The sequence below is a fragment of the Pseudomonas sp. 14P_5.3_Bac1 genome, assembly GCF_025466135.1.
Classification (GTDB): domain Bacteria; phylum Pseudomonadota; class Gammaproteobacteria; order Pseudomonadales; family Pseudomonadaceae; genus Aquipseudomonas.
This window is the reverse complement of record NZ_JANLOF010000076.1, coordinates 29161-53379: the sequence shown is the minus strand read 5'-3', so window position 1 is coordinate 53379 and position 24219 is coordinate 29161. Positions and strand designations below refer to the sequence as shown.

General features: G+C 61.6%; 24 protein-coding genes. 9 read left to right on the top strand and 15 right to left on the bottom strand.

Going from position 1 to position 24219, the window contains the following annotated elements; translation table 11 throughout:
- Positions 1 to 321 precede the first annotated feature (321 nt).
- Positions 322 to 1206 carry a polysaccharide deacetylase family protein gene (locus tag NTD89_RS20040; RefSeq protein ID WP_262209272.1) on the top strand — a complete coding sequence of 295 codons (885 nt, stop codon included), beginning with the start codon at positions 322 to 324 and terminating at the stop codon, positions 1204 to 1206.
- Positions 1207 to 1318: 112 nt separating this feature from the next.
- Here the strand turns inward: NTD89_RS20040 and pcaC are convergent, their stop codons facing one another.
- The 11 genes from pcaC to pcaR form a co-directional block, all read right to left on the bottom strand.
- On the bottom strand, positions 1319 to 1717 hold the full coding sequence (pcaC, locus tag NTD89_RS20035; protein WP_262209270.1) for a 4-carboxymuconolactone decarboxylase: 399 nt from the start codon (positions 1715 to 1717) through the stop codon (positions 1319 to 1321).
- Positions 1718 to 1789: 72 nt separating this feature from the next.
- Entirely contained in the window at positions 1790 to 2581 is a 792-nt protein-coding gene (pcaD, locus tag NTD89_RS20030) for a 3-oxoadipate enol-lactonase (RefSeq protein WP_262209268.1), read from the bottom strand.
- A gap of 10 nt (positions 2582 to 2591) precedes the next feature.
- Complete coding sequence (locus NTD89_RS20025) at positions 2592 to 3956, bottom strand: 3-carboxy-cis,cis-muconate cycloisomerase (RefSeq protein ID WP_262209267.1); 1365 nt, start codon at positions 3954 to 3956, stop codon at positions 2592 to 2594.
- Between the two features lie 9 nt (positions 3957 to 3965).
- Positions 3966 to 5261 (bottom strand): MFS family transporter, encoded by a 1296-nt coding sequence (locus NTD89_RS20020; protein ID WP_262209265.1) that lies wholly within the window; start codon positions 5259 to 5261, stop codon positions 3966 to 3968.
- A 185-nt stretch (positions 5262 to 5446) separates the two neighbouring features.
- Entirely contained in the window at positions 5447 to 6013 is a 567-nt protein-coding gene (gene pcaG, locus NTD89_RS20015) for a protocatechuate 3,4-dioxygenase subunit alpha (protein ID WP_145162751.1), read from the bottom strand.
- Between the two features lies 1 nt (position 6014).
- On the bottom strand, positions 6015 to 6719 hold the full coding sequence (pcaH, locus tag NTD89_RS20010; RefSeq protein WP_145162748.1) for a protocatechuate 3,4-dioxygenase subunit beta: 705 nt from the start codon (positions 6717 to 6719) through the stop codon (positions 6015 to 6017).
- 17 nt (positions 6720 to 6736) lie between these two features.
- Positions 6737 to 7939, bottom strand: coding sequence for a 3-oxoadipyl-CoA thiolase (gene pcaF / locus NTD89_RS20005; RefSeq protein WP_262209292.1), 1203 nt, complete (start codon positions 7937 to 7939; stop codon positions 6737 to 6739).
- Complete coding sequence (locus NTD89_RS20000) at positions 7936 to 8718, bottom strand: CoA-transferase subunit beta (protein ID WP_242194199.1); 783 nt, start codon at positions 8716 to 8718, stop codon at positions 7936 to 7938. The genes pcaF and NTD89_RS20000 overlap by 4 nt, the downstream gene beginning before the upstream one ends.
- Positions 8715 to 9572, bottom strand: a complete 858-nt coding sequence (locus NTD89_RS19995; RefSeq protein WP_145162739.1) for a CoA transferase subunit A — start codon at positions 9570 to 9572, stop codon at positions 8715 to 8717. Before NTD89_RS19995 ends, NTD89_RS20000 begins: the two co-directional genes overlap by 4 nt.
- A gap of 300 nt (positions 9573 to 9872) precedes the next feature.
- Positions 9873 to 11213: an MFS transporter gene (locus NTD89_RS19990; RefSeq protein WP_145162736.1), complete on the bottom strand. Its 1341-nt coding sequence runs from the start codon at positions 11211 to 11213 to the stop codon at positions 9873 to 9875.
- 145 nt (positions 11214 to 11358) lie between these two features.
- On the bottom strand, positions 11359 to 12201 hold the full coding sequence (pcaR, locus tag NTD89_RS19985) for a pca regulon transcriptional regulator PcaR (RefSeq protein ID WP_145162733.1): 843 nt from the start codon (positions 12199 to 12201) through the stop codon (positions 11359 to 11361).
- Between pcaR and NTD89_RS19980 the strand changes: the two genes are divergently transcribed.
- From NTD89_RS19980 to NTD89_RS19970, 3 genes are all read left to right on the top strand, one after another.
- Positions 12190 to 12477 (top strand): hypothetical protein, encoded by a 288-nt coding sequence (locus tag NTD89_RS19980; RefSeq protein WP_262209263.1) that lies wholly within the window; start codon positions 12190 to 12192, stop codon positions 12475 to 12477. The two genes, pcaR and NTD89_RS19980, sit on opposite strands and share 12 nt — an antisense overlap.
- A gap of 292 nt (positions 12478 to 12769) precedes the next feature.
- Complete coding sequence (locus tag NTD89_RS19975) at positions 12770 to 12970, top strand: hypothetical protein (protein ID WP_057701255.1); 201 nt, start codon at positions 12770 to 12772, stop codon at positions 12968 to 12970.
- A gap of 322 nt (positions 12971 to 13292) precedes the next feature.
- Positions 13293 to 14768, top strand: coding sequence for an inorganic phosphate transporter (locus tag NTD89_RS19970; RefSeq protein ID WP_200623568.1), 1476 nt, complete (start codon positions 13293 to 13295; stop codon positions 14766 to 14768).
- Between the two features lie 722 nt (positions 14769 to 15490).
- Here the strand turns inward: NTD89_RS19970 and ccoM are convergent.
- Both ccoM and NTD89_RS19965 read right to left on the bottom strand, forming a co-directional pair.
- Complete coding sequence (gene ccoM, locus NTD89_RS29405) at positions 15491 to 15607, bottom strand: cytochrome c oxidase subunit CcoM (protein ID WP_311197153.1); 117 nt, start codon at positions 15605 to 15607, stop codon at positions 15491 to 15493.
- 143 nt (positions 15608 to 15750) lie between these two features.
- A complete protein-coding gene (locus NTD89_RS19965; RefSeq protein ID WP_262209294.1) occupies positions 15751 to 15945 on the bottom strand; it encodes a hypothetical protein in 195 nt (64 codons plus the stop codon).
- 100 nt (positions 15946 to 16045) lie between these two features.
- Here NTD89_RS19965 and NTD89_RS19960 point away from each other — a divergent pair, with 100 nt between their 5' ends.
- From NTD89_RS19960 to NTD89_RS19950, 3 genes are all read left to right on the top strand, one after another.
- A complete protein-coding gene (locus NTD89_RS19960) occupies positions 16046 to 16918 on the top strand; it encodes a LysR substrate-binding domain-containing protein (protein WP_262209262.1) in 873 nt (290 codons plus the stop codon).
- 91 nt (positions 16919 to 17009) lie between these two features.
- Positions 17010 to 17480 (top strand): RidA family protein, encoded by a 471-nt coding sequence (locus tag NTD89_RS19955; RefSeq protein WP_145162032.1) that lies wholly within the window; start codon positions 17010 to 17012, stop codon positions 17478 to 17480.
- Positions 17477 to 18658 (top strand): aminotransferase class V-fold PLP-dependent enzyme, encoded by a 1182-nt coding sequence (locus NTD89_RS19950; protein WP_262209261.1) that lies wholly within the window; start codon positions 17477 to 17479, stop codon positions 18656 to 18658. The genes NTD89_RS19955 and NTD89_RS19950 overlap by 4 nt, the downstream gene beginning before the upstream one ends.
- Here NTD89_RS19950 and NTD89_RS19945 read toward each other — a convergent pair.
- Positions 18655 to 18996, bottom strand: coding sequence for an aspartate-semialdehyde dehydrogenase (locus NTD89_RS19945; protein WP_145162025.1), 342 nt, complete (start codon positions 18994 to 18996; stop codon positions 18655 to 18657). The two genes, NTD89_RS19950 and NTD89_RS19945, sit on opposite strands and share 4 nt — an antisense overlap.
- A gap of 219 nt (positions 18997 to 19215) precedes the next feature.
- On the opposite strand from NTD89_RS19945, the gene rapA reads away from it, so the two are divergent.
- Entirely contained in the window at positions 19216 to 22062 is a 2847-nt protein-coding gene (rapA, locus tag NTD89_RS19940; protein WP_145162022.1) for an RNA polymerase-associated protein RapA, read from the top strand.
- Positions 22063 to 22219: 157 nt separating this feature from the next.
- Here rapA and NTD89_RS19935 read toward each other — a convergent pair whose 3' ends face one another.
- A complete protein-coding gene (locus NTD89_RS19935) occupies positions 22220 to 23566 on the bottom strand; it encodes a spinster family MFS transporter (protein ID WP_145162019.1) in 1347 nt (448 codons plus the stop codon).
- Positions 23567 to 23817: 251 nt separating this feature from the next.
- Between NTD89_RS19935 and NTD89_RS19930 the strand changes: the two genes are divergently transcribed.
- The gene (locus NTD89_RS19930; RefSeq protein ID WP_242194219.1) at positions 23818 to 24183 is read left to right on the top strand and encodes a YkgJ family cysteine cluster protein; all 366 of its coding nucleotides are present in this window, start codon (positions 23818 to 23820) and stop codon (positions 24181 to 24183) included.
- Positions 24184 to 24219 lie beyond the last annotated feature (36 nt).

Below are 24219 nucleotides of genomic sequence, written 5' to 3'. Positions count from 1 at the left end.
GCGAATGGCAGCCGCGACTTGATTGGTCGCGGCTGTTTTTTAGCAAGTTGCCTCAATGGGAGCGGGAACGTTCCCCGCCAATACCTCAAAACTCACGCGCGCGCGGCAATGACCATGCCGTATTGGCAGCCGCGTGGGTCATGCACAAGGCAATGGCGACGACGACTCGAACCCCTTACGCGTGAAGCCAGCCCGCCCCTTCAAGACAGGCGGCACGATTTACCGCTGATGACAGCCGCGCTCATGCTGTATCGTGCACGCGCCCATCACCCGGCACAGGGACTCAACGACACGGATGACCAGCTCTGAACCCAGGCCGCCATGAAATACCTGATTGTCATTCTGTCGATTCTGCTCACCGGCTGCATCGGCGCGCCTATCGCGCTGACGCCGCAGACCGAACAACGCCTGCAAGCCCAGGCGCCGATCCGTTTCCTGCTGACCTTTGATGACGGCCCCAGCGCCTCGGGCTACAACAACCCGAGCCGCTCGGTGGTGGCTGACCTGGCGAATAACCCGGTGTTGCCGGGTATCAAGGCGGTGTTCTTCCTGCAGACCGAAGCCTCCCGCTCAGGCGGCAGCCCGCGGGGCCGAAAGACCATGGTGCGTGAATACGCGGCGGGTCACGTGCTGGCCTTCCACACCGCCACCGGGTTTCACACCAACCACCGCTGGTTGAGCGACGCCGAGCTTGAAAGCACCCTCAGCCAGGGCGCGGCCGATATCGCCGCCATCACCGGCGCCTCACCCGCGCTGGTACGCCCGCCCTTCTGGAACTACGACAAGCGCACTTTCGCTGCCTACCAGCGCCACGGCATGCATGTGTTGCTGACCGACCTGAGTGCCAATGACGGCAAGATCTGGGGCTTCAACGGCAGCCCACGGCGCCGGGCGAATTTGTATCGGCAGCTGTCGGTGGTGCGCGAGCGCATCGCGCTGGGCGAGTTACCGACAGTGGACGGCGTGATACCGGTGGTGGTGACCTTCCATGACATCAACCGCTACACCGCGCGGCACCTGCAGGAGTACTTGCAGATCCTGATGGACAGCGCTCGGATCAACGGCATGAAGACTGCGGCCGAGCCGTTCTATACCGACCGCGCCGTGCTGGAACGCGCGGCGCTGGCGCGCACGGTCAAGGATGTGAATGAAGTGGTGCACCTGCCGGGGGTGTGGAACTGGGTATGGGATGCGGATTCCCACTGAAACCAATGTGGGAGCGGGCTTGCTCGCGAATGCGGTGGGTCAGTCAATTTATCTTTAACTGATCCACCGCATTCGCGGGCAAGCCCGCTCCCACACTTGAGTGCCTTTCAAATCAATTCTGTTGGCGCGACTCCACGCCGAGCTCATCCCATACCGACTCGGCGAGGTGGAAGGTCGCATTCGCCGCCGGAATCCCACAATAGATCGCGCTTTGCATCAGCACTTCCTTGATCTCGGCGCGGGTCACGCCGTTGCTGGCAGCGGCGCGCAGGTGCAGTTTCAGTTCTTCACTGCGGTTCATGCCGATCAGCATGGCGATGGTGATCAGGCTGCGGGTGTGCCGCGGCAGGCCGGGGCGGGTCCAGATATCACCCCAGGCGTGGCGGGTGATCATTTCCTGGAACTCGCTGTTGAATTCGGTCAGGGCATTCAGGCTGCGGTCGACATGTGCGTCGCCCAGCACTTCGCGGCGCACTTGCAGGCCGGCGGCGTAACGGTGTTTCTCGTCCACAAAAAAGCTCCTGGTTCAATTGGGTCTCGGCTCGATCACCGGTGGTGGTGGCAAGCGCGCTCGTCACACGGTTTATTCAGCCAGCAAGAACCTCAGCACCCGGTGACTGAAATCAGCCCCGGCCTGGACGTTGGACAGATGGGCCGCATAGAACTCGGCGTACTCGGCGCCCTTCACGTGGTTCTGGATAAAGTGGCTGCCGGCCGGCGGTGTCACTGCGTCCTCGGTCCCGGCAATCACCAGGGTCGGCACCTTGATCGATGCCAGCTGCTCGCGAAAATCCGCATCGCGCACGGCGGCGCAATTGGCGGCGTAACCCTCGGGCGACGTGGCAGCGAGCATGTCGGTAATCTGCCTGGCCTGGTGCGGGTTGGCGGCGGCGAAATCGGCGGTGAACCAGCGGGCGATAGACGCATCACGCAGCGCCACCATGGCGGCCGGGCCATCGCGCAGGACCATCTCGATACGCGGGTTCCACACCTCCGGCGTGCCGATCCTGGCCGCGGTGTTACACACCACCAGCCGCTGCAAACGGTCACCGGCATGAATGCCCAGCCACTGACCGATCAGGCCGCCCATGGACAGCCCGCAAAAATGCGCACGCTGGATCTGCAGCGCATCCAACAGCGCGATCACGTCGTGGCCCAGTTGCTCAATGCTGTACGGCCCCTCGGTGACCAAGGACTTGCCGTGGCCACGGGTGTCGAAACGCACCACGCGAAAATGCTCGGTGAAGGCCGGGATCTGGATGTCCCACATATGCAGGTCGGTGCCCAGGGAGTTGGACAGCACCAGCACCGGCGCGTCGAGCGGGCCGTCCAGTTGGTAATGCAGTTCGCCCTCGGCGAGTTGTACAAATGGCACAGCGGTCTCCTTACGCGGTCAAGGCAAAATGATCGGCCACCGCGCGGGTGACCCACGTGTGCGCCTGGCCGAGGTAGTGGGCCGGGTCGAGCAGGCGGTCCAGTTCAGCGGCTGACAACTCGGCGGTGACCTGCGGTTCGTCGGCCAGCACTGCACGCAGATGGCGCCCGTCGGCAACGGCGCGTTTGCAGCATTGCTCCAACAGATGGTGCGCGGTTTCCCGGCCCAGGCGCTGGGCAAGCACGCTGCTGACGGCTTCGGCCAGCACCAGGCCCTGGGTCAGCTCAAGGTTGCGCGCCATGCGCTCAGGGTCGACCTCCAGCCCGTCGGCCACCAGCAGCGCCTGCTGCAATGCGCCGGACACCAACCGGCAAATGTCCGGCAGGGTTTCCCATTCGGCATGCCACAGGCCAAGGCTGCGCTCATGTTCCTGAGGCATGGCGCTCAACATCGTCGCCACCAGGCCCGGCACGCGGGTCGCCGTGCTGATCAATACGGCGGCGCCCACCGGGTTGCGCTTGTGCGGCATGGTCGATGAACCACCTTTGCCGGGCGCCGAGGGCTCGAACACTTCCGCCGCTTCGGTCTGCATCAACAGGCTGATATCACGCCCCATTTTGCCCAGGCTGCCGGCGATCAGGCCGAGCACACTGGCGAACTCCACCAGCCGGTCACGGTGGGTGTGCCAGGGTTGCTCGGGTAAATTCAATTGCAACTGCGCAGCCAGGGCTTCGGCCACCGGCATTGCCTGCTCACCCAGCGCCGCCAGCGTTCCGGACGCGCCGCCAAACTGCAGCACCAGCAGGCGCGGTTTGAGCTCGGCAAGACGCTGACGACTGCGCGTCACCGCCCCCAGCCACCCGGCGATTTTCATGCCCAGGGTCACCGGTGTCGCATGCTGCAACCAGGTGCGCCCAGCCAATGGCACGCGCGCATAACGCTGGGCCTGCACGGCAAGCGTCTCACCCAGTTGCGCCAGGTCAGCGTCGATCAACGCCAGCGCGCGCCGCAGTTGCAGGACCAGGCCGGTGTCCATCACATCCTGGCTGGTCGCGCCCAGATGCACATAACGTTCGGCGCCGGCGTCTTCACTGGCGATCAACTTGCCCAGCGCTTTCACCAACGGAATCGCCGAATTGCCCGCCGTGGCAATCGCCACGCCGAGCGCATCCACGTCGTACAAAGACGCCAGGCACGCCTGGGCAATCGGCGCGACGGCGGCCTGGGGAATCAAGCCGACCTGGGCCTCGGCGCGGGCCAGCGCGGCTTCAAAGTCCAGCATGCCCTGCAAACGCCCCTGGTCGCAGAACACATCGGCCATGCTGTCAGCGCTGAAGTAGGCGTCGAACAGTTGATTGCTCGTGCGCAGTGTCATAACTCTTCCTTACAGATCGTGGTGCAGATACGCCGCCTGCTTGGGCAGGCGCAGGCTGAACAGGAAAGCAATCGCCATCATCACGGTGACGTACCAATAGAAGCCGTTCTCCATGCCCATGGATTTCAGACCCAGCGCAACCACTTCAGCCGAGCCGCCGAAAATCGCGTTGGCCACCGCATACGCCAGGCCCACGCCCAATGCACGTACCTGGGGCGGGAACATTTCGGCTTTGACCAGGCCGCTGATGGAGGTATAGAAGCTGACAATCGCCAGGGCCAGGGTGATCAGCACAAAGGCCAGGAACGGACTGCTGACGGTTTTCAGGGTCAGCAGGATCGGCACGGTGCACAGCGAGCCCAGGGCGCCGAACCACAGCATGGAATTGCGGCGGCCGATCTTGTCCGCCAGCATCCCGAACAACGGCTGCATGCACATGTAGAGGAACAGCGCGCCGGTCATGATGTAACTGGCGGTCTTGGCATGCATCCCGGCCGTGTTCACCAGGTACTTCTGCATGTACGTGGTGAACGTGTAGAAAATCAGCGAGCCGCCGGCGGTGTAACCCAGCACCGTGATAAAGGCCGCGGTGTGATTGCGCAGCAGCGCGGTGATGCTGCCGGCGTCCTTGTGTTCGCGCATTTCCTTGGTGGTGGTCTCTTTCAAGGTACGGCGCAGCAGTAAGGAGATGACCGCCGCGACGGCACCGACCACAAATGGAATCCGCCAGCCCCAGGCGCGCAGTTCATCTTCGCTGAGAAATTGCTGCAGGATCACCACCACCAGTACCGCGAGCAATTGCCCGCCGATCAAGGTCACGTACTGGAACGAGGCAAAGAACCCGCGCTGGCCCTTGAGGGCGACCTCACTCATGTAGGTGGCGGTGGTGCCGTACTCGCCGCCCACCGATAAGCCTTGAAACAGGCGCGCCACCAACAACAGGATCGGCGCCCAGATGCCGATGTCTTTGTAGGTCGGCAAAAACGCAATAACCAGCGAGCCGGCGCACATCATCAGCACCGCGATCATCATCGAATTCTTGCGGCCGTGCTTGTCGGCCAGACTGCCGAACACCCAGCTGCCAATAGGGCGCATCAAGAAGCCGGCGGCGAACACGCCGGCGGTGCTGAGCAGTTGTACGGTGGGGCTCTCCGACGGAAAAAATGCCGGGGCAAAATAGATGGCGCAGAAGGCATAAACGTAGAAGTCGAACCATTCGACAAGGTTGCCGGACGAGGCCCCGACAATTGCAAAAATCCGCTTGCTGCGTTCTTCTCCGGTGTAGTGAATCGTTTTTGTTGTCATGTGTTTTTCACTCAGTGGGAACGGTTATAGCCTAGACATACTTTGCAACAACCATGTTCCGCAAGCAGACTTTTGGATACTTGTCGCCTCGAAGGGTCTCATCGCGGGCAAGCCCGCTCGCACATTTTGATTGGGACACCTTTAAATGTGGGAGCAGGCTTGCCTGCGACAGGTTTTAAGCCACCTCAGTAATCGAAGAACACCGTTTCCTTATCTGTACCCTGCAAAATCACATTCCACTGATGCACACCGCCCGCATCCGCTTTGGCAATCAAGGTGCCGCGACGCTCAGCCGGCACACACGCCAGCAACGGGTCATCGCCATTCAACGCTTCACCGTCAAAATAAATCCTTGTCAGCAAGTGCTTCACCAGCCCACGCGCAAACACCAGCACCACCAGGTGCGGCGCCTGGGTCGTACCCGCAAGCCCTGGCACGCTGCCCGGCTTGATCGTGGTAAAGCGAAAGCGCCCTTCGGCATCTACCGGCACTCGGCCAAAGCCTTCGAAGTTGGGATCGACGGCTTTGGCCTGGTCATCTTCCGGGTGATCGTATTTGCCCGCAGCATTGGCTTGCCAGACTTCAAGCATGGCGTCGTTGACGACATCACCGTTGCCGTCCACCACTTGCCCGCTGATCGCCACGCGTTCGCCAAGGGTGGCCGGCACGGTCAGGTCTTCGCGGTTCAGCCAGGTCAGGCCAATGTGGTAATACGGCCCGACGGTGTGGGACGTGGTTGCGTAAAGGCTCATCTCATTTCTCCATCGGCGTGGCGTCGCGGCCGCGCAGGACGATGTCCCAGCGGTAGCCGAGGGCATAGGAAGGAATGGTTTTTTCCAGGTCGAAGCTGGCGATCAGGCGCTGCTTGGCCGAGGTGTCCGGCACGCAGTTGTAGATCGGGTCGTACTCCAGCAATGGGTCGCCGGGGAAGTACATCTGCGTGACCAGCCGCGTCAGCACGCTGGGGCCAAACAGCGAAAAGTGGATATGCGCCGGGCGCCACGCGTTGTGGTGGTTGCCCCACGGGTAGGCGCCGGGCTTGATGGTCTGGAACTGGTACCAGCCATCCGCGTCGGTGACGGTGCGGCCGGTGCCGGTGAAGTTAGGGTCCAGTGGCGCGTCATGCAGGTCGCGCTTGTGGTTGTAGCGACCGGCGGCGTTGGCTTGCCAGATCTCCACCAGAATGCCCGGCACCGGCAGGCCATTTTCATCCAGCACGCGGCCATGAATGATGATGCGCTCGCCCTGAGGTTCGCCCTCGTGCTGGGCAGTCAGGTCGTTGTCCTTCTCATTGACGCGTTCGGCACCGATGCTGGGGCCTGTGATCTCTGACAAGGAATGCGGCAGAAACACCAACGGCTGAGACGGCGAACGCAAGTTCGTCGACTGGTAGGCCGGGTGCAGGTAATCGGGTTGAGTGCCCGCTTGCGGGCGCCGGTATCCGGGCTTGTCACTCATGGAGCCATCCTCTCTTATTAAACGCGTTCAATCGCCAGGGCCAAACCTTGGCCGACGCCCACACACATAGTGGCCAGGCCTTTGCGGCCGCCGGTTTTTTCCAACTGGTGCAACGCCGTCAACACCAACCGCGCGCCGCTCATGCCCAGCGGGTGGCCGAGGGCGATGGCGCCGCCGTTCGGGTTCACCTGCGGGGCGTCGTCGGCGATGCCCAACTCACGCAACACCGCCAGGCCTTGGCTGGCGAAGGCTTCGTTGAGCTCGATGACATCAAAGTCGGTGACCGCAAGGCCCAGGCGCTCCACCAGTTTGCGCACCGCCGGCACTGGGCCGATGCCCATCACACGCGGTGCGACACCGGCACTGGCCATGCCCAACACACGGGCGCGGGCGGTGAGGCCATGTTTTTTCACGGCCTCGGCCGAGGCCAGAATCAGCGCCGCTGCGCCGTCATTCACGCCCGAGGCGTTGCCGGCGGTGACGGTCTTGTCCGGGCCATTGACTGGCTTGAGTTTGGCCAGGGCTTCCAGGGTTGTGTCCCGTGGATGCTCATCCTGCTCGACCACGGTCTCGCCCTTTTTATGCGCGACGCGCACCGGCACGATTTCTTCAGCAAAAAACCCGGCAGCTTGCGCGGCGGCGGTACGTTGCTGGCTGCGCAGGGCAAAAGCGTCCTGATCGGCGCGGGACACGTTGTAGTCATCGGCGACGTTATCGGCGGTCTGCGGCATCGCGTCCACACCGTACTGGGCCTTCATCAACGGGTTGATAAAACGCCAGCCGATGGTGGTGTCTTCAAGCTTCATGTTGCGTGAAAACGCCGCATCAGCCTTGCCCATCACGAAGGGTGCACGGGACATCGACTCAACGCCGCCGGCAATCGCCAGCTCCATTTCGCCGCTGGCGATGGCACGGAATGCCGTGCCAATCGCGTCCATGCCCGAGGCGCACAAACGGTTGAGGGTCACGCCGGGAATGCTCTGCGGCAGGCCCGCCAACAGCAGGGCCATGCGCGCGACGTTGCGATTGTCCTCGCCGGCCTGGTTGGCACAACCGAGGAACACTTCATCCACCGCCGCCCACTCAACCTGAGGGTTGCGCTCGATCAGGGCCTTGATCGGCAAGGCCGCCAAGTCATCGGCACGCACCGTGGACAAACCACCGCCAAAGCGGCCAATGGGCGTGCGAATGGCATCACAGATAAACACGTCACGCATCAGGCTTCTCCTGGCGCTTGGCCATGGGCGGCGGCAGTGCGGGCTTCGAGATCACGCAGGGCCTTCAGTTCGATGTCAGTCGGTGCGTCGGTGGTGCTCACCTGATCGGCAAACCGAATCGCCCAACCGGTGGCCGCGACCACTTGCTCGCGGGTGACGCCGGGGTGCAGCGCGGTGACCACAAATTCATGGCTGCCCTCTTCCGGCTCCATGATGCACAGGTCGGTAATAATCCCTACAGGGCCGGCGCCTGGCAGACCCAGGCGTTTACGTGAGTCGCCGCCTTCGCCGTGGCCGACGGAGGTGATGAAGTCCAGCTTGTCGACAAACGACCGCGCCGACTGCTTGAGGATGATCAGCACGCTCTTGGCCGAGCCGGCAATCTCCGGCGCGCCACCGGCACCCGGCAGGCGCACTTTGGGCTGGTGGTAATCGCCGACCACGGTGGTGTTGATATTGCCGAATCGGTCGACCTGGGCCGCGCCGAGAAAACCGACGTCGATGCGCCCGCCTTGCAGCCAGTAGCGGAAAATCTCGCCGGTCGGCACCACGGTGTCAGCGGTTTCTGCCAGTTCGCCGTCGCCGATGGACAGCGGCAAAACGCTGGGCTTGGCGCCAATCGGGCCCGATTCGTAGATCAGCACCACGTCGGGCGACGAGGTCAGGCGCGCCAGGTTGGCAGCCTTGGAAGGCAAGCCGATGCCGACGAAGCACACCGAGCCGTTCTTGAGGCGACGCGCGGCGGCGACGGTCATCATTTCGTTGGTCGAGTAAGCCATCACTTGGCCTCCTGCGCGGCGGCCAGCTTGGCCTGGAATTCACGGAAGTCGGCAGTGCCGTGGATGTATTCGTCGATCCAGGCGGTAAAGGTCCCACGATCGCGAGCGATCGGGTCCCACGCCTGATAGAAGCGGTTATCACGCTCGTTGTAGCCGTGGGCGTAGGACGGATGCGCGCCACCCGGTACGTGACACACCGCTGTCAGCGCCCAGGTCGGCAGCACGCAGCTGTTCATCGGTGCATTCAGGTCGTCCACGATCTCTTCGACGGTGACGATGCAGCGCTTAGCCGCCAGGGCCGCTTCTTTCTGCACACCGAGAATGCCCCAGAGCAACACGTTGCCCTTGCGGTCAGCCTTCTGTGCATGGATCACGGTGACGTCCGGGCGAACCGACGGCACCGCCGCCAGCACTTCGCCGGTGAACGGGCAGGTCACGGTTTTGATCAGCGGGTTGACCTTGGGCAAGTCAGAACCGGCGTAGGCGCGCAGCACCGCAAACGGCAGGCCGGATGCACCGGCGACGTAGGCATTGGCCAGGTCGGCGTGGCTGTGTTCTTCGATCTCCAGCGGTTGCGGCCATTGCTTCTCGACCGCGTCGCGCAGGCGATGCAGGGAGCCTACGCCGGGGTTGCCGCCCCAGGAGAAAATCAACTTGCGGACGCAGCCAGCACCGATCAACTGGTCGTAGATCAAGTCAGGCGTCATACGCACCAGCGTCAGGTCTTTCTTGCCCTGACGAATGATTTCATGACCTGCTGCCGTAGGGATCAGGTGGGTGAAGCCTTCCAGTGCGACGGTATCGCCGTCATTCACGAATTGCTTCACCGCGTCGCGCAGCGCAAGGATTTCAGCCATGGGGTTCGGGCTCCCGGTGTTGATCGAAAAAGGCGCTGAGGTGGCGCCCAAGTGCCTGAAGATTAAGCCGGGCAAAGGGGTCGAACAATCCGATAATCGACTCAGCGTTCGATTATCGAACGGATTGTTGTCTAGCTAATCTTCGTGTAAAGCAGCCAGTTCAGCTGCCCAACTGTCAATGTGGGAGCTGGCTTGCCTGCGATTGCATCAACTCGATTTGCCTGCTGGACCGAGTCGTCTGCATCGCAGGCAAGCCAGCTCCCACATCGCCTCGTGGCTGCTACAAAATCGTGTCAGACCTCAGGTCGCGTCCGCATGGCTGACCATGCCCTTGATCAGCACGGCCGCCGTGGCCAATGCCGCCGGAATCACCAGCGCCGTCAGCACCTGCTCGAAGTTCCAGCCCAACCCCAGCAAGGTTGCGCCCATCCACGCACCGAGGATCGCGCCAAAGCGGCCGATGCCGAGCATCCACGACACGCCGGTAGCGCGGCCTTGGGTCGGGTAGAAGCGTGCGGCCAGTGACGGCATCGCCGATTGCGCACCGTTGACGCACATCCCGGCAACCAGCACCAAGGTGGCCAGCAACGTGATATTGCCCAGGCTCTGCCCCACCGCGTAGGCGAACACCCCGGCGAGCAGGTAGAAAGTGCCGATGACCTTGTGCGGATTGAACCGGTCCATCGCCCAGCCCACGCCGACCGCACTCAACACGCCACCAAACTGGAAGAGCGCGCCGATAAACGCCGCCTGTTCCATGCTGGCGCCGCTATCGCGCATCAGGGTCGGCAGCCAACTGGTCAGCAGGTACACGATCACCAGGCCCATGAAGTAGGTGAGCCACAGCAACAAGGTGCCGGCGCTGTAAGTGCCAGAGAAGATCACCGCGAACACGTTGCGCGCCTTGACGGTTTTTTGCTCGGGCACGCTGAAGCTGGTGGCGTGGGCGACGAGGTTGGGCTCGATGGGTGACAAGGTCTTGCGCACCTTGTCGGTGCCGCGATTGCGCACCACGAGGTAGCGCGCCGACTCCGGCAGCCACACCAACAGCACCACCGCCAGGATCAACGGCAGGATGCCGCCAATCATCAGCAAGCTGTGCCAGCCGAACGCTGGAATCAGCTTGGCCGAAATAAATCCGCCACCGGCCATGCCCAGGTTGAACCCACAGAACATGCTGGTGACCAGCAGCGACTTGTGACGCTCGGGCGTGTACTCGGAGAGCAGCGTGGTGGCATTCGGCATCCCCGCGCCCAGGCCCAGCCCGGTGAGGAAACGCAACACCAGCAACTGGTCAACGTTAGTGCTGTAGGCCGAGGCCAGGCTGAACGCGCCAAACACCAGCACCGCACTCACCAACACCACTTTGCGCCCGAAGCGGTCGGCCAACGGGCCGGAGCCCAGCGCGCCGAACACCATGCCGATCAAAGCGGCGCTCATTACCGGGCCGAGGCTGGCGCGGTCGATGCCCCAGTCCTGCGAGAGTGCGGGCGCGATAAAGCCCATGGCGGCGGTATCGAGCCCGTCGAGGAAGACAATCAGGAAACACAGGATCACCACGCGCCATTGATAGCGTGACAACGGCTGGGCATTGATAAAGGACTGCACGTCCAGGTTAGTACCGACAGAGGGCTGATTCATTATTGTTATTTCCACACCGATGGGCGGGCGAACGACCTGAGGTCGTCATTATTATTGGGCGGCGCTGACAGCGCTGCCGCACATTAATAAGCCAGGGGAAACACCGTCAATTGATCAAGCCGGGATCTGTGCGGTCATCGAACACTTAGGCAAACAGTTGCGCACTCAGCTCACGGCTGGCGCTGAGCATGCTGGGCAGGAAACGCTGCTCCAGCTCGCTGCGGCTGACCCGACCGGCGTGAGTACTCACGTTGAGCGCGGCCAGCACCTGGCCGGACGCGTCGTACACCGGCACGGCGATGGAACGCAGGCCCTGCTCCAACTCCTGGTCGACAATGCACCAGCCCTGCTGGCGTACTTGCTGCAGACATTCGAACAAGGCGTCGGGCGTGGTCAAGGTGCGGCTGGTCTTGGTTTGCAGGTCGGCATGGTCGAGGTAGTCCTGCAGCGAGGCATCGTCGAGTGCCGCGAGCAGGATGCGGCCCATGGACGTGCAGTACGCCGGCAAGCGCCCGCCCACCGATAAGTCCACGGAGATCAGGCGCTGGGTGGTGGCGGAACGGGCGATATAAAGGATGTCATCGCCCTCCAGCGTCGCCATGTTGCAGGCTTCATGCAGTTGCTCGCTCATGCGATCGAGATAAGGCTGAGCCGACACCGCCAGCGGCGTAGAGGATAAATAGGCGTGCCCCAGGGTCAGGACTTTGGGCAACAGTGAATAGGTACGCCCGTCGGTGGTGGCGTAGCCGAGCTTGATCAACGTGTGCAGGCAACGGCGCACGGCGGCGCGGGGGATTTCGGTGCGGTGGCTGATCTGGGCGATGGTCAGGTGGCGCTTGCGCTCCTGGAAGGCTTGCACCACGGCCAGGCCACGGGCCAGGGAAGTCATGAAGTCCGGATCACCGGTAAACGCCTGGATGCGCTTGGCCGGGGACGCCACGATCGGCGGCGCCACTGACGCGAAGGAGTTGCGCAATTGATCGTTCATTTCAGGGTCCTTTCTCTTATTTTCAACCGCTGGGAGGGTTGGCCGCTATTACAAGCCGCGCTGGCCAGAATGCACAAGGCGGGGTCAGTAACTTTGGGCGATTATCGGACGATCATGCGATTATCGCAATTTGCCGACCGCGCAATGGCGCTCAGCGAAGCAGCACACTTCACGGATTTGCCGAAGGGATCGCTTAAGTTTGAGCAATCATCCGCCATTTATAAAAGTGCAGAACGTCGACACGGTTTTTTCGAAAAGACTGACACCTGTATGTAACAAAACCCTCACGCAACGTTGACGCTTTTTAACTTCACAACGATAGTGTTATTCAAATACGTCGCTATAATGCAACCTGTGCAGAGGTCGGCCCGGTAACAATAATCGGGATTGGAGCTCGCCAGGCTTTGCAGCGTTCGAGCATCGCCGGTCACACGTATCCGCTTAAACGTTTGCCCCTTGTGCTTCTTTCAAACTTGAACAGTTCGCCTGTTCAACTTGAAACAGCCCGAGGACGACTTTCAAGCGTGGCGCTGCACATTCAATACACTCAACTCATTTAGGTAACACTGTGACGAAAGACGAACTGCGCGCGGAACTTGAGCGCCAGGAGCAACGTTACAAGGACGTTTACGGCGGGGAAATCACCACTTACGCCGCTCAGCCTGAGCCCGAGCGCAAGCCCTGGCGCAAACGAGCCAGTTTGCTCGATCAGGCATTTGCCCAGGAAATCCAAAAGATTGAACAGGAACTCAAAACCGAAGAGCCATAAGCACTTGGATTTGAGCTTCAAGGTTTTGCCACCGCCGCTGGCGCATCGCCAGCGGCGGGCAACCTGATTTAATCAGGCTCCTACAGCCTTGAACGAAATTTCGTACAAATGTTTCAAATGTGACAATTCGGTCAAAAAAACCTTCGTTTTCGACCTCCAGCTTTATAAATCAAAGACTTGCCAAAGCCCCGAAAACCCTGGGATGCGCACCTCTGCCCGGTTTTTTTTCAATGAAGATTGTTACCGATGAGCAGCTAGTGCATCGATTACTGAGGTTTTCTGGCATAATCGCGCCCCCTTACGACCGGGTCAGAAAACCTTCATGATCGATTTATTCAGCGGACTGGATGCGTGGGTTCTAGTGAGCCTGTTGCTCGCCCTGGCCTTTGTCCTCGCCTTCGAGTTCATCAATGGCTTTCATGACACTGCTAACGCGGTGGCCACAGTCATCTATACCAAAGCCATGCCGCCGCACCTGGCCGTGTTCTTCTCCGGGGTGTTCAACTTCCTCGGCGTGTTGCTCGGTGGTGTCGGTGTCGCGTACGCCATCGTGCACTTGCTGCCGGTGGAGTTGCTGATCAATGTGAACACCGGCCATGGTCTGGCTATGGTCTTCTCCTTGCTGGCAGCGGCGATCACCTGGAACCTGGGCACCTGGTACTTCGGTATCCCGGCCTCCAGTTCCCACACCCTGATCGGCTCGATCCTGGGTGTCGGCCTGGCCAATGCCCTGATCAACGATATCCCGTTGGCTGATGGTGTGAACTGGCAGAAAGCGATCGATATCGGCGCGTCTCTGGTGTTCTCGCCGATGGCCGGTTTCCTGGTCGCAGCCCTGGTGCTGCTCGGCCTGAAATGGTGGCGCCCGCTGTCGAAGATGCACAAGACCCCGGACCAGCGCCGCAAGCTTGACGACAAGAAACACCCGCCGTTCTGGAACCGCCTGGTGCTGGTGATTTCCGCGATGGCCGTGAGCTTTGTGCACGGCTCCAACGATGGTCAGAAAGGTATCGGCCTGATCATGCTGGTGCTGATCGGTATCGTGCCGGCGCAGTTCGTACTCGACTTGGGCAGCACCACTTACCAGATCGAGCGCACCCGTGACGCCACCGTGCACTTGAGCCAGTTCTACCAGCGTAACAACGCCACCCTCGGCGAGTTTCTGGCGCTGGGCAAAAGCGTGAAGGATGACCTGCCGGGCAAGTTCCAGTGCAACCCGCAGCAGACCGAGCCCACCATCAGCGCGCTGATGGACACCTTGAAGGGTGTCTCGGACTACCACTCGCTGACCTCCGAGCACCGTATCGAAGTGCGCCGCTACCTGCTGTGCCTGGACGACACCGCGAAGAAAGTCGGCAAGCTGCCGGGCCTGGATGCGCGTGAGAAGTCCGACCTGGACAAGCTGCGTAAAGACCTGACGGCCACGACCGAGTACGCGCCGTTCTGGGTGATCCTGGCAGTGGCACTGGCCTTGGGCCTGGGCACTATGGTGGGTTGGAAGCGTGTGGTGCTGACCATCGGTGAGAAGATCGGCAAGCAGGGCATGACGTATGCCCAGGGCATGTCGGCGCAGATCACCACGGCGAGCATGATTGGCCTGGCCAACATCTTTAGCCTGCCGGTTTCGACTACTCACGTGTTGTCGTCCGGTGTTGCCGGGACCATGGTCGCCAATAAAAGCGGCCTGCAGGGTGGTACGGTGAAGACCATTCTGATGGCTTGGGTATTGACCTTGCCGGCGACGGTGGGCTTGTCGGCCGGGTTGTTCTGGTTGGCGTCCAAGGCGTTGGGTAGTTGATAGGCTGCTAGGCTGCGGCTGATATAAAGAAGGCGCGATCTCTGATGGGGGTCGCGCCTTTTTTTGGGTCTGGGGTTTAGTGTGTATATCCGTTGCTGCGGTGAGGGCTGCAATGGGTTCCGCCCTTACGGCGGGTCACTTTTGAAAAGAGCCCAAAAGTAACCAAAAGGCTCTTGCCCCACCACTCGGCACCTCGCTCACGCTTCGGTGTGCCTGACAGCCGACCTGATTCTGGAACCTGAACTCAATCAAATGTGGGAGCTGGCTTGCCTGCGATGGCATCAACTGGGTGTCACTGATAGACCGAGGTGCCTGCATCGCAGGCAAGCCAGCTCCCACAGAAAAGCAAAAGCAGTGCGATGCTGGCAGCTGAACTCGGTCAACTTGTGGGAGCGGGCTTGCTCGCGAATGCGGTGTGCCAGTGACATATGAGCTGACTGACACACCGCATTCGCGAGCAAGCCCGCTCCCACATTTGGCTCTCTGTGCTTCAGACAGAAATGTGTTGCTATGCTTTTGATCCGCTTTTGCCTATACCACTCAGGTCGGCTACTAGGCCGCCGCGCTCTGCTTTTGATCTTGATCTGACAGGCCCCGTTAACCACGCCGGCAGAACGCAAGGTTGACCGCAGCAACGGATATACACCCTAAAACCGCGGCCAAAAAAAAGGGCGACCGAAGTCGCCCAAAATGCCTTGCGTGCTCATATAACCCAGAAGAACTTACGGTTCTTTACGCTTATTAGCGTCCTTCCAGATAAAAATTCCAAACCCTATAAAAAACAACACCATGAGGCTGACAGTCAACACTCCGGCAAACACCACATTATCGAAAAACATGACCGGCCTCCTGCACGTGCCCTGTTGCGATAGGGCTAAGTTAATGGAGAAGGCGGATGGGAAAATTGACGGAGATCAATGTCGCCCGCAACGGGGCGTAAAGAAGGGTAATAACTGACCTGCATCAACAGATGCAGGTTGTTTCAACGTTTTTTCGGCTTGTTCTTCGACTTTTTCTTAACTTTGCCAAGTGGCATCGCTTGCTCAAACGCCTGGCGCACTTCATTCAGGCGCTTGTCATTAAGGTCATGCACGCGTTTGGCGCGTTCGGCATTCAGGTCAATCAGCTTGTCGTCATCACTCATGGCTTGGCTTACGTAGTGGCGGGAATGGCTCAATAATGCGGCCTCCCCCGCCCAACGGCAAATCAGCGGGCGACAAAATGCAGGGCATCGCTCAAAATCGGCCCTTTCCACTCGACCCCGGAGGCGCACTCAGGTGGCACTGCACAAGGACCTTCCGCCGCTGCTGGCCCTGCGCGCCTTCGAAGCCGTCGCGCGGAATTTGAGTTTCATCAAGGCGGCGAACGAGCTGTCGGTCACCCAAAGTGCCTTGAGCCACCAGGTGCACAAACTCGAACAGCATTTGGGCAAACCGCTGTTTATCCGACGCACCCGCGCGATTGACCTGACCGCCGACGGCCAACGTTACTACGCCGAAATCCGCCCCGCCCTCGACGCCATCGCCGCCGCCACGCGCGCGCAAAAAACAGCGCCCACTGCCACGGTGCTACGCGTCGGCCTGCTGGCATCCTTCGCCACCCTGTGGCTGGCCCCACGCCTGGCCGGCTTTCTCAACCGTTACCCGCATATCCAGGTCGAGTTGCTGCCGGCGATTCAATTGGCCAACGTCGCCGCGGCCGAGGTGGATCTGGCCATCCGCTATGGCAAAGGCGATTGGCCGGATGTACAAGCCACCCGCCTGATGCCCGAAGTGATTTCGCCGGTGTGCAGCCCGGCCTTCAAGGCCGGCCCACTGCACAACGGCGCGTTATTGATGGCCACCTCGCACCGGCCCTTCGAATGGACGGATTGGTCCGCGCATTATCACGTCGACCTCGAGCACCACCCCCGCGTGATGCTGCACGACTACAACATCGTGGTCGAAGCGGCTGTGGCCGGCCAGGGCATCGCCATGGGCCGGCACCGTTTGATCGAGCGCAAGCTGCAGGACGGCAGCCTGGTGGAAGCCTTCGACTGGCCGCCCTATCACAGCGAAATCGGCTACTGGCTGATCGCGCCCCAAGGCCCCGCCAGCGACGCGGCCGAATGCTTCAGCCAGTGGTTGAAGGACGCCTGCCGCGACGCGTGAGTTTTTTCGATACGTCAGGTGAGATCTATCCGTTTGTCGCCCGACTGCTCAGCCAACATGCTGAAACCTTCTTGCCCCTAGAGGATTCAACATGCGCGACTCCCTTCGCCAACGCGTGCAAGCCCTTGGCCTGACGCTGCCAACGCCCAGCCAGCCGGCGGCCAACTACATCAGCCATGTGATCAGCCAGAACCAGCTGTTTATCTCTGGGCAAATTCCCATGATCGATGGCAAACCCGCCTACATCGGCCGGTTAGGCGAAACCCTCAGCGATGAAGAAGGCGCCCAGGCGGCAGAGTTGGCGGCGCTGGGCCTGTTGGGGCAATTGAGCGATGCCGTCGGTGATGACCTGTCGCGCGTGGTGCGCATTCTGCGCCTGGGTGTGTTCATTGCCAGCAGCGGCGACTTCCAGCGCCAAAGCGTGGTCGCCAACGGCGCATCGAACCTGGTGGTCAACGCCCTGGGTGACAAAGGCCGGCATGTGCGGACTGCCGTCGGGGTGTCCAGCCTGCCGGCCGGCGTGGCGGTGGAGGTTGATGCGATTTTCGAGTTGCAGCCGTGAGCCCGCTCGAAGTTCAGCAGCTGCGCGACGCAACACCCGGCTGCCAGTCGGGCATCGTGCACTTTAACCACGCGGGTGCCTCGCTGCCCAGCCAGGCCACGCTGGACGCAATCATCGACCAATTGCAACGCGAAGCCCGCGACGGCCCGATGGAGGCCGGCGAGCAGGGTGAAGTGCTGGTAGAAAAAGCCCGGCGCGCAGCCGCGCAATTGCTCAATGCGCCGACCTCGTCGATCGCGTTTGCCAGCAGCGGCTCAAGTGCCTGGAGCATGGCCTTCCAGGCCTTGGGCCCATGGCAACCTGGCGAGCGCATTCTGGTCGGTCGCCACGAATGGGGCGGCAACCTGGCGAGCATGCAACAGGCGGTGCAAGCCGGCGCACGGATAGAAGTCATTCCCTGCGATGAAACCGGCGCAGTCTGCCCGGTGGCGCTGGAGTCGATGATTGATGCCAGGGTCAAACTGATCGACTTGACCTGGTTGCCGGCCAACGGCGGCCTGATCAACCCTGCCCAGGCGATCGGCGCAGTGGCCAGGCGCCACGCCATTCCCTATTTCATCGACGCCGGCCAAGCGGTCGGCCAACTGCCGGTGGATGTGCAGGCGCTGCACTGCGATGTGCTCAAGTCGGCCGGCCGCAAACACCTGCGTGGGCCCCGCGGCACGGCGTTACTGTATGTGCGACCGGATTTTCTCTCGCAGCTCAATCCCGCTCAGCGTGATGTGTTTTCCGCACCCTGGACCGCCGAAGGCTTCGACCTGCGCGATGACGCCCGGCGCTTTGAAACCAGCGAGGTGTCTTTTGCCTTGTTGGCTGGCTTGGGCAATGCGTTGCAGGAGGTGAATCGACTGGGCGTGAAGCACACGTGGGAAAGGGTCTTACAACTCAGTGAGCGAATCCGTGAAGCATTGCGTCAGTTGCCGGGGGTTTCCCTGCACGACCTGGGCGCGGCGCACTCAGGACTGATCGCCTTCAACCTCGCAGGCTGGGACGCCTTCGAGCTCAAACGCCGCCTGGGGTTGAAACGAATCAACATCGGCGCAAATGGTGTGGCCTACACGCCGCTGGACATGCAGGCGCGAGGGCTGACGAGCGTTGCGCGGGTGTCGGTCAGCCCGCTCAACACCGAACATGACATTGAACGGCTGATCACCGCGCTACGCGAATTGCGTGACTAAACCTCGACGTCCACCCACAGACCCTGGCGCGGCGCATCTTCGATCAGCGGCACCACTGGCACGGTGTTGTCGGCGTTGAGCACATCGCCGGGGATCGCCAGGTGCGCTTCGGGGTCTTCGTCGGCTTCACGCCGGCGCTTCTGCTGTTCCTGCTGGCGGCGTTGTTCCTCGCGCAGCAGCAAGGTTGACTGCTCGGCATCGCCCTTTTTCAGGTCGATCGTGCTTTCGTTGGAGCCCGCTTGCACTGGCACCACGGGCGGGATATCCGGCTTCTGACGCACCGGGTCAAGTTGTGACGTGACCGGCACAACGCTGACGGGCAGCATGGGTGGCAGCATAATAATTATTCTCCTGATCAACAGGCTGTCGGCGGGTTGCAGGGCGACTTGAGGCCAAGCTCGCCAAGCTGTGACCCAGTCGACACTCGCAAGTGCCCGCCACCCGTCGATCCAGCTTTCGAACCCGCGCGTTAACGGAGTAGTTTTTGTCAGAGTCCTTTGGCTGAGGGCCTTGTTCCGTTAAGATAGTCGGCTTTTTCACGGCGGGAGTCAGGCAGCATGGCGCAGCAGTATCAACCGGGGCAACGCTGGATTAGTGACAGCGAAGCAGAGCTGGGGTTAGGCACCGTTCTGGCACAGGACGGCCGCTTGTTGACCGTGCTCTATCCGGCCACTGGCGACACTCGTCAGTATGCGCTACGGAATGCGCCCCTCACTCGCGTGAGGTTTTCGCCGGGTGATTCCATCACCCATTTCGAAGGCTGGAAAATGACCGTACAGGAAGTCGACGACGTCGATGGCCTGCTGGTTTACCACGGCCTCAATGGGCAGAACGAGCAGGTCACCCTGCCGGAAACCCAACTGTCCAACTTCATCCAGTTCCGCCTGGCCAGCGACCGTCTGTTCGCCGGCCAGATCGATCCGCTGGCCTGGTTCTCGCTGCGTTACCACACCCTGGAACACACCAGCCGCCAACTGCAGTCGTCGCTGTGGGGCTTGGGTGGCGTGCGTGCGCAACCTATTGCTCACCAACTGCACATCGCCCGTGAAGTCGCTGACCGTATCGCGCCGCGGGTATTGCTGGCTGACGAAGTGGGCCTGGGCAAGACCATCGAAGCTGGCCTGGTGATCCATCGCCAGCTGCTTTCCGGCCGCGCCAGCCGGGTGCTGATCCTGGTACCGGAAAACCTGCAGCACCAGTGGCTGGTGGAAATGCGCCGCCGCTTCAACCTGCAGGTTGCGCTGTTCGACGAAGAACGCTTCATCGAAAGCGATGCCACCAACCCGTTCGAAGACACCCAGTTGGCCCTCGTGGCCCTGGAATGGCTGGTGGACGACGAGAAGGCCCAGGACGCACTGTTCGCGGCCGGCTGGGACTTGCTGGTGGTCGACGAAGCCCACCACCTGGTCTGGCATGAAGACAAGGCCAGCCCGGAGTATTCGCTGGTCGAGCAACTTGCCGAGGTGATTCCTGGCGTGCTGCTGCTGACCGCCACCCCGGAACAACTGGGCCAGGACAGCCACTTTGCGCGCCTGCGCCTGCTGGACCCGAACCGCTTCCACGACCTGCATGCCTTCCGCGCCGAAAGCGAAAACTATCGCCCGGTGGCCGAAGCCGTGCAGGAGCTGCTGGACAAAGGCCGCCTGTCGCCGACCGCACACAAGACCATCCAGGGTTTCCTCGGCGACGAAGGTGAAGCGCTGCTCACCGCCGTCAACGATGGCGACACCGAAGCCAGTGCGCGCCTGGTGCGTGAGCTGCTTGACCGCCACGGCACCGGCCGCGTGCTGTTCCGTAACACACGGGCTGCCGTGCAAGGTTTCCCGGAGCGCAAACTGCACGCCTACCCGCTGCCGAACCCGGACGAATACCTCGAGTTGCCGCTGGGCGAACACGCCGAGCTGTACCCGGAAGTCAGCTTCCAGTCGCAGCCGGACGTGGACGAAGAAAACCGCTGGTGGCGCTTCGACCCACGCGTGGAGTGGCTGATCGACCAGCTGAAAATGCTTAAGCGCACCAAAGTGCTGGTGATCTGCGCCCACGCCGAAACCGCCATGGACCTGGAAGACGCCCTGCGCGTGCGTTCCGGCATTCCGGCCACGGTGTTCCACGAGGGCATGAACATCCTCGAGCGTGACCGCGCCGCCGCTTACTTCGCCGACGAAGAGTTCGGCGCGCAGGTGCTGATCTGCTCGGAAATCGGCAGTGAAGGCCGCAACTTCCAGTTCTCCCACCACTTGGTGCTGTTCGACCTGCCGTCCCACCCTGACCTGCTGGAACAGCGGATCGGGCGTCTGGACCGGATCGGTCAGAAGCACGTGATCGAATTGCACGTGCCGTACCTGGAAACCAGCCCGCAGGAGCGCCTGTTCCAGTGGTACCACGAGGCGCTGAACGCGTTCCTCAACACCTGCCCGACCGGCAACGCCCTGCAACATCAGTTCGGCCCGCGTCTGCTGCCGTTGCTGGAAAACGCCGACGATGGCGAATGGCAAGCCCTGATCGACGAGGCCCGTGCCGAGCGCGAGCGTCTGGAACAAGAGCTGCACACCGGTCGCGACCGCTTGCTGGAGCTCAACTCCGGTGGCGCGGGTGAAGGCGATGCGCTGGTCGAGGACATCCTGGAGCAAGACGACCAGTTCGCCCTGCCGATCTACATGGAAACCCTGTTCGACGCCTTTGGCATCGACAGCGAAGACCATTCGGAAAACGCGCTGATCCTCAAGCCCAGCGAAAAAATGCTCGACGCCAGCTTCCCGCTGGGCGACGACGAAGGTGTGACCATCACCTACGACCGTAACCAGGCGCTGTCGCGCGAAGACATGCAGTTCATCACCTGGGAACACCCCATGGTGCAGGGCGGCATGGACCTGGTGCTGTCCGGCTCGATGGGCAACACCGCCGTGGCGCTGATCAAGAACAAGGCGCTCAAGCCGGGCACCGTGTTGCTCGAATTGCTGTACGTGAGTGAAGTGGTTGCGCCGCGCTCCTTGCAACTGGGCCGCTACTTGCCACCGGCGGCCTTGCGCTGCCTGCTGGACGCCAATGGCAATGACCTGTCCGGCCGCGTGTCGTTTGAAACCCTGAACGACCAGCTCGAAAGCGTGCCACGCGCCAGCGCCAACAAGTTCGTGCAGGCTCAGCGTGACCAACTCACGCCGCGCATCAATGCCGGTGAAGAGAAGATCACCCCGCGCCACGCCGAGCGAGTGGCCGAGGCCAAGCGCCGCCTGGCGGCGGACACCGACGAAGAGCTGGCGCGCCTGACCGCGTTGCAAGCGGTCAACCCGACCGTGCGTGACAGCGAGCTGGTGGCCCTGCGTCAGCAACGCGAGCAAGGTTTGGCCATGCTCGACAAAGCGGCGCTGCGACTGGAAGCGATTCGGGTGCTGGTGGCGGGTTGATTACCGCCCTGCCCTGTTAAGAAGAAGGCCCGCGCAATGCGGGCCTTTTTTTGTTTGACTTGAGGGCCTCATCGCGGGCAAGCCCGCTCCCACATTTTGATGTGTGAATACCTTCAAATGTGGGAGCTGGCTTGCCTGCGATAGGGTCAACTCGGTATCAAGCGGTAGCCGCCGCAGCCGGCACCTCCACCGCCCCCAACCCATCCTTCATGCGCTTGGCATCGCGCACAAAACTGCGCGACGCCTGAAACAGAAACAGCAGGGTCAAAAACAGCGCCACCGGAATCAGGTACATGGCGTCATGCAGCCCCACCGCTTTATAGGCTTCAGTCATCTGCGCCGCTCCATCGGCATACATCGCCGAATGGGCAAAGTGATCAGACAGCCCGCCCACCACAATCGGCCCCATGCCGCCGCCCAACAGGTACAACCCGGCGAAGAACAGCGCCATCGCCGTGGCCCGCAGGCGCGGCTCAACCACGTCCTGGATCGCCGTGTACACGCAGGTATAAAAGTTATAGGCGAACAACCAGCCCACACTGAACAGCGCCACAAACACACCAATCTCGATGCGTCCGGCGTGCAACGCCCACGCGGTGGTGACGGTGGAGATGATCAAGCTGCAGGCGGCGAACAACAGTCGGCCATTGGCGATTCGTTGATGGATCTTGTCTGCAATCCAGCCGCCCAACGTCAGGCCCACCAGGCCGGTGATGCCCACGATTACGCCAGTGGCAACCGCCGCCTCCTGCAACGGCATCAGGAAATAGCGCTGCAACATCGGCACCAGAAACGAGTTGCACGCATAGGTGGCGAAGTTAAAGCACAGCCCGGCGAGTACCAGCCACAGGAAGGTCGGCACCGCCAGCACGCGGCGGATCGGGCGATCGACGCGTTCCTGCGAGACCTGCACGGTTTCGGCCGCGCCGCGCTTGGGTTCCTTGATATAGAACATGAACACCGCGAGGATCAGCCCCGGCACGGCGGCGATAAAGAACGGCGCGCGCCAGCTGTCGAACGCCTTGACCATCGCGCCGATGGTGAAGAACGCCAGCAGCAGGCCCAACGGCAGGCCGAGCATGAAAATACCCATGGCGCGGGCGCGACGGTGAGCGGGAAACAGGTCGCCGATCAGCGAGTTGGCCGCCGGCGCATAGCTGGCTTCGCCGATGCCAATGCCCATGCGCACCAGCAGGAAGGTCCAGAAACTGCCGACCAGGCCGTTGAGTGCGGTCAGCCCGCTCCAGGCAAACAAGCCCCAGCCCATCAGTTTGCTGCGCGAACCGGTGTCGGCCATGCGCCCCAGCGGCAAACCGGCAATGGCGTAGACGATGGTGAAGGCGGTGCCGATGATGCCGAGCTGAAAGTCGCTCAGGTGCCATTCCATACGAATGGGTTCGATGATGATCGCGGGGATGGTGCGGTCGAAGAAATTGAACAGGTTGGCCAGGAACAGCAGGAACAGAATGCGCCAGGCATTCGCCGCTTGGGTCGAGTTCTGCATGGGTCCGTCTCTTTTATTGTTATGAGAGCTGCGATGCCCGATGCATCCTGCCCGGTACCTGCAACATAGTCAGGCAGGTGCCGGTTGTCTGTAATGATTCGTAAAGCTGATAGGGCATGATTTCGCCCGGTATCACGGGACTTCGCCTACAAAAATATAAGTTCACGCCCCCCTTCCCAACGGCAACGCCAAGGATAGAATGGCGAGCCTTCCGTAACACCCACATCCTACTTTTCTTATCGATGACGCCCATGTCCGAAGCCAGTCCGTGTCTGAGTTGCGGTGCCTGCTGTTCACACTTTCGTGTGTCTTTCTTCTGGGGTGAGTGCGCCTCATCGGGGGGCACCGTGCCCGATGACCTGGTGGTGCAGATCAATCCCACGCGCGTGGCGATGATCGGCACCGACCAGAAACCCGCGCGTTGCTGCAGCCTTGAGGGTGAGGTCGGCAAAGGCACCCGTTGCACGATCTATGAGCAGCGATCGAGCCCGTGTCGCGAGTTCGACGCGTCGTGGAGCCAGGGCGAACAGAACGTCGATTGCGACACGGCACGCGCCGCCTTTGGCTTGCCGCCGCTTGAGGCGCCTTTCGAGTTCGACCTGCCGATCAGCGCTTAGCAGCAAACGCTATGGCGAGCATGCCAAAATCATTCA

Coding starts and splice junctions, on each gene's coding strand:
- NTD89_RS20040 (WP_262209272.1), top strand. CDS start 322: ATGAAATACCTGATTGTCATTCTGTCGATTCTGCTCACCGGCTGCATC.
- NTD89_RS20025 (WP_262209267.1), bottom strand. CDS start 3,956: ATGACACTGCGCACGAGCAATCAACTGTTCGACGCCTACTTCAGCGCT.
- NTD89_RS20020 (WP_262209265.1), bottom strand. CDS start 5,261: ATGACAACAAAAACGATTCACTACACCGGAGAAGAACGCAGCAAGCGG.
- pcaG (WP_145162751.1), bottom strand. CDS start 6,013: ATGAGCCTTTACGCAACCACGTCCCACACCGTCGGGCCGTATTACCAC.
- pcaH (WP_145162748.1), bottom strand. CDS start 6,719: ATGAGTGACAAGCCCGGATACCGGCGCCCGCAAGCGGGCACTCAACCC.
- NTD89_RS19995 (WP_145162739.1), bottom strand. CDS start 9,572: ATGGCTGAAATCCTTGCGCTGCGCGACGCGGTGAAGCAATTCGTGAAT.
- NTD89_RS19990 (WP_145162736.1), bottom strand. CDS start 11,213: ATGAATCAGCCCTCTGTCGGTACTAACCTGGACGTGCAGTCCTTTATC.
- pcaR (WP_145162733.1), bottom strand. CDS start 12,201: ATGAACGATCAATTGCGCAACTCCTTCGCGTCAGTGGCGCCGCCGATC.
- NTD89_RS19970 (WP_200623568.1), top strand. CDS start 13,293: ATGATCGATTTATTCAGCGGACTGGATGCGTGGGTTCTAGTGAGCCTG.
- ccoM (WP_311197153.1), bottom strand. CDS start 15,607: ATGTTTTTCGATAATGTGGTGTTTGCCGGAGTGTTGACTGTCAGCCTC.
- NTD89_RS19955 (WP_145162032.1), top strand. CDS start 17,010: ATGCGCGACTCCCTTCGCCAACGCGTGCAAGCCCTTGGCCTGACGCTG.
- NTD89_RS19945 (WP_145162025.1), bottom strand. CDS start 18,996: ATGCTGCCACCCATGCTGCCCGTCAGCGTTGTGCCGGTCACGTCACAA.
- rapA (WP_145162022.1), top strand. CDS start 19,216: ATGGCGCAGCAGTATCAACCGGGGCAACGCTGGATTAGTGACAGCGAA.
- NTD89_RS19935 (WP_145162019.1), bottom strand. CDS start 23,566: ATGCAGAACTCGACCCAAGCGGCGAATGCCTGGCGCATTCTGTTCCTG.
- NTD89_RS19930 (WP_242194219.1), top strand. CDS start 23,818: ATGTCCGAAGCCAGTCCGTGTCTGAGTTGCGGTGCCTGCTGTTCACAC.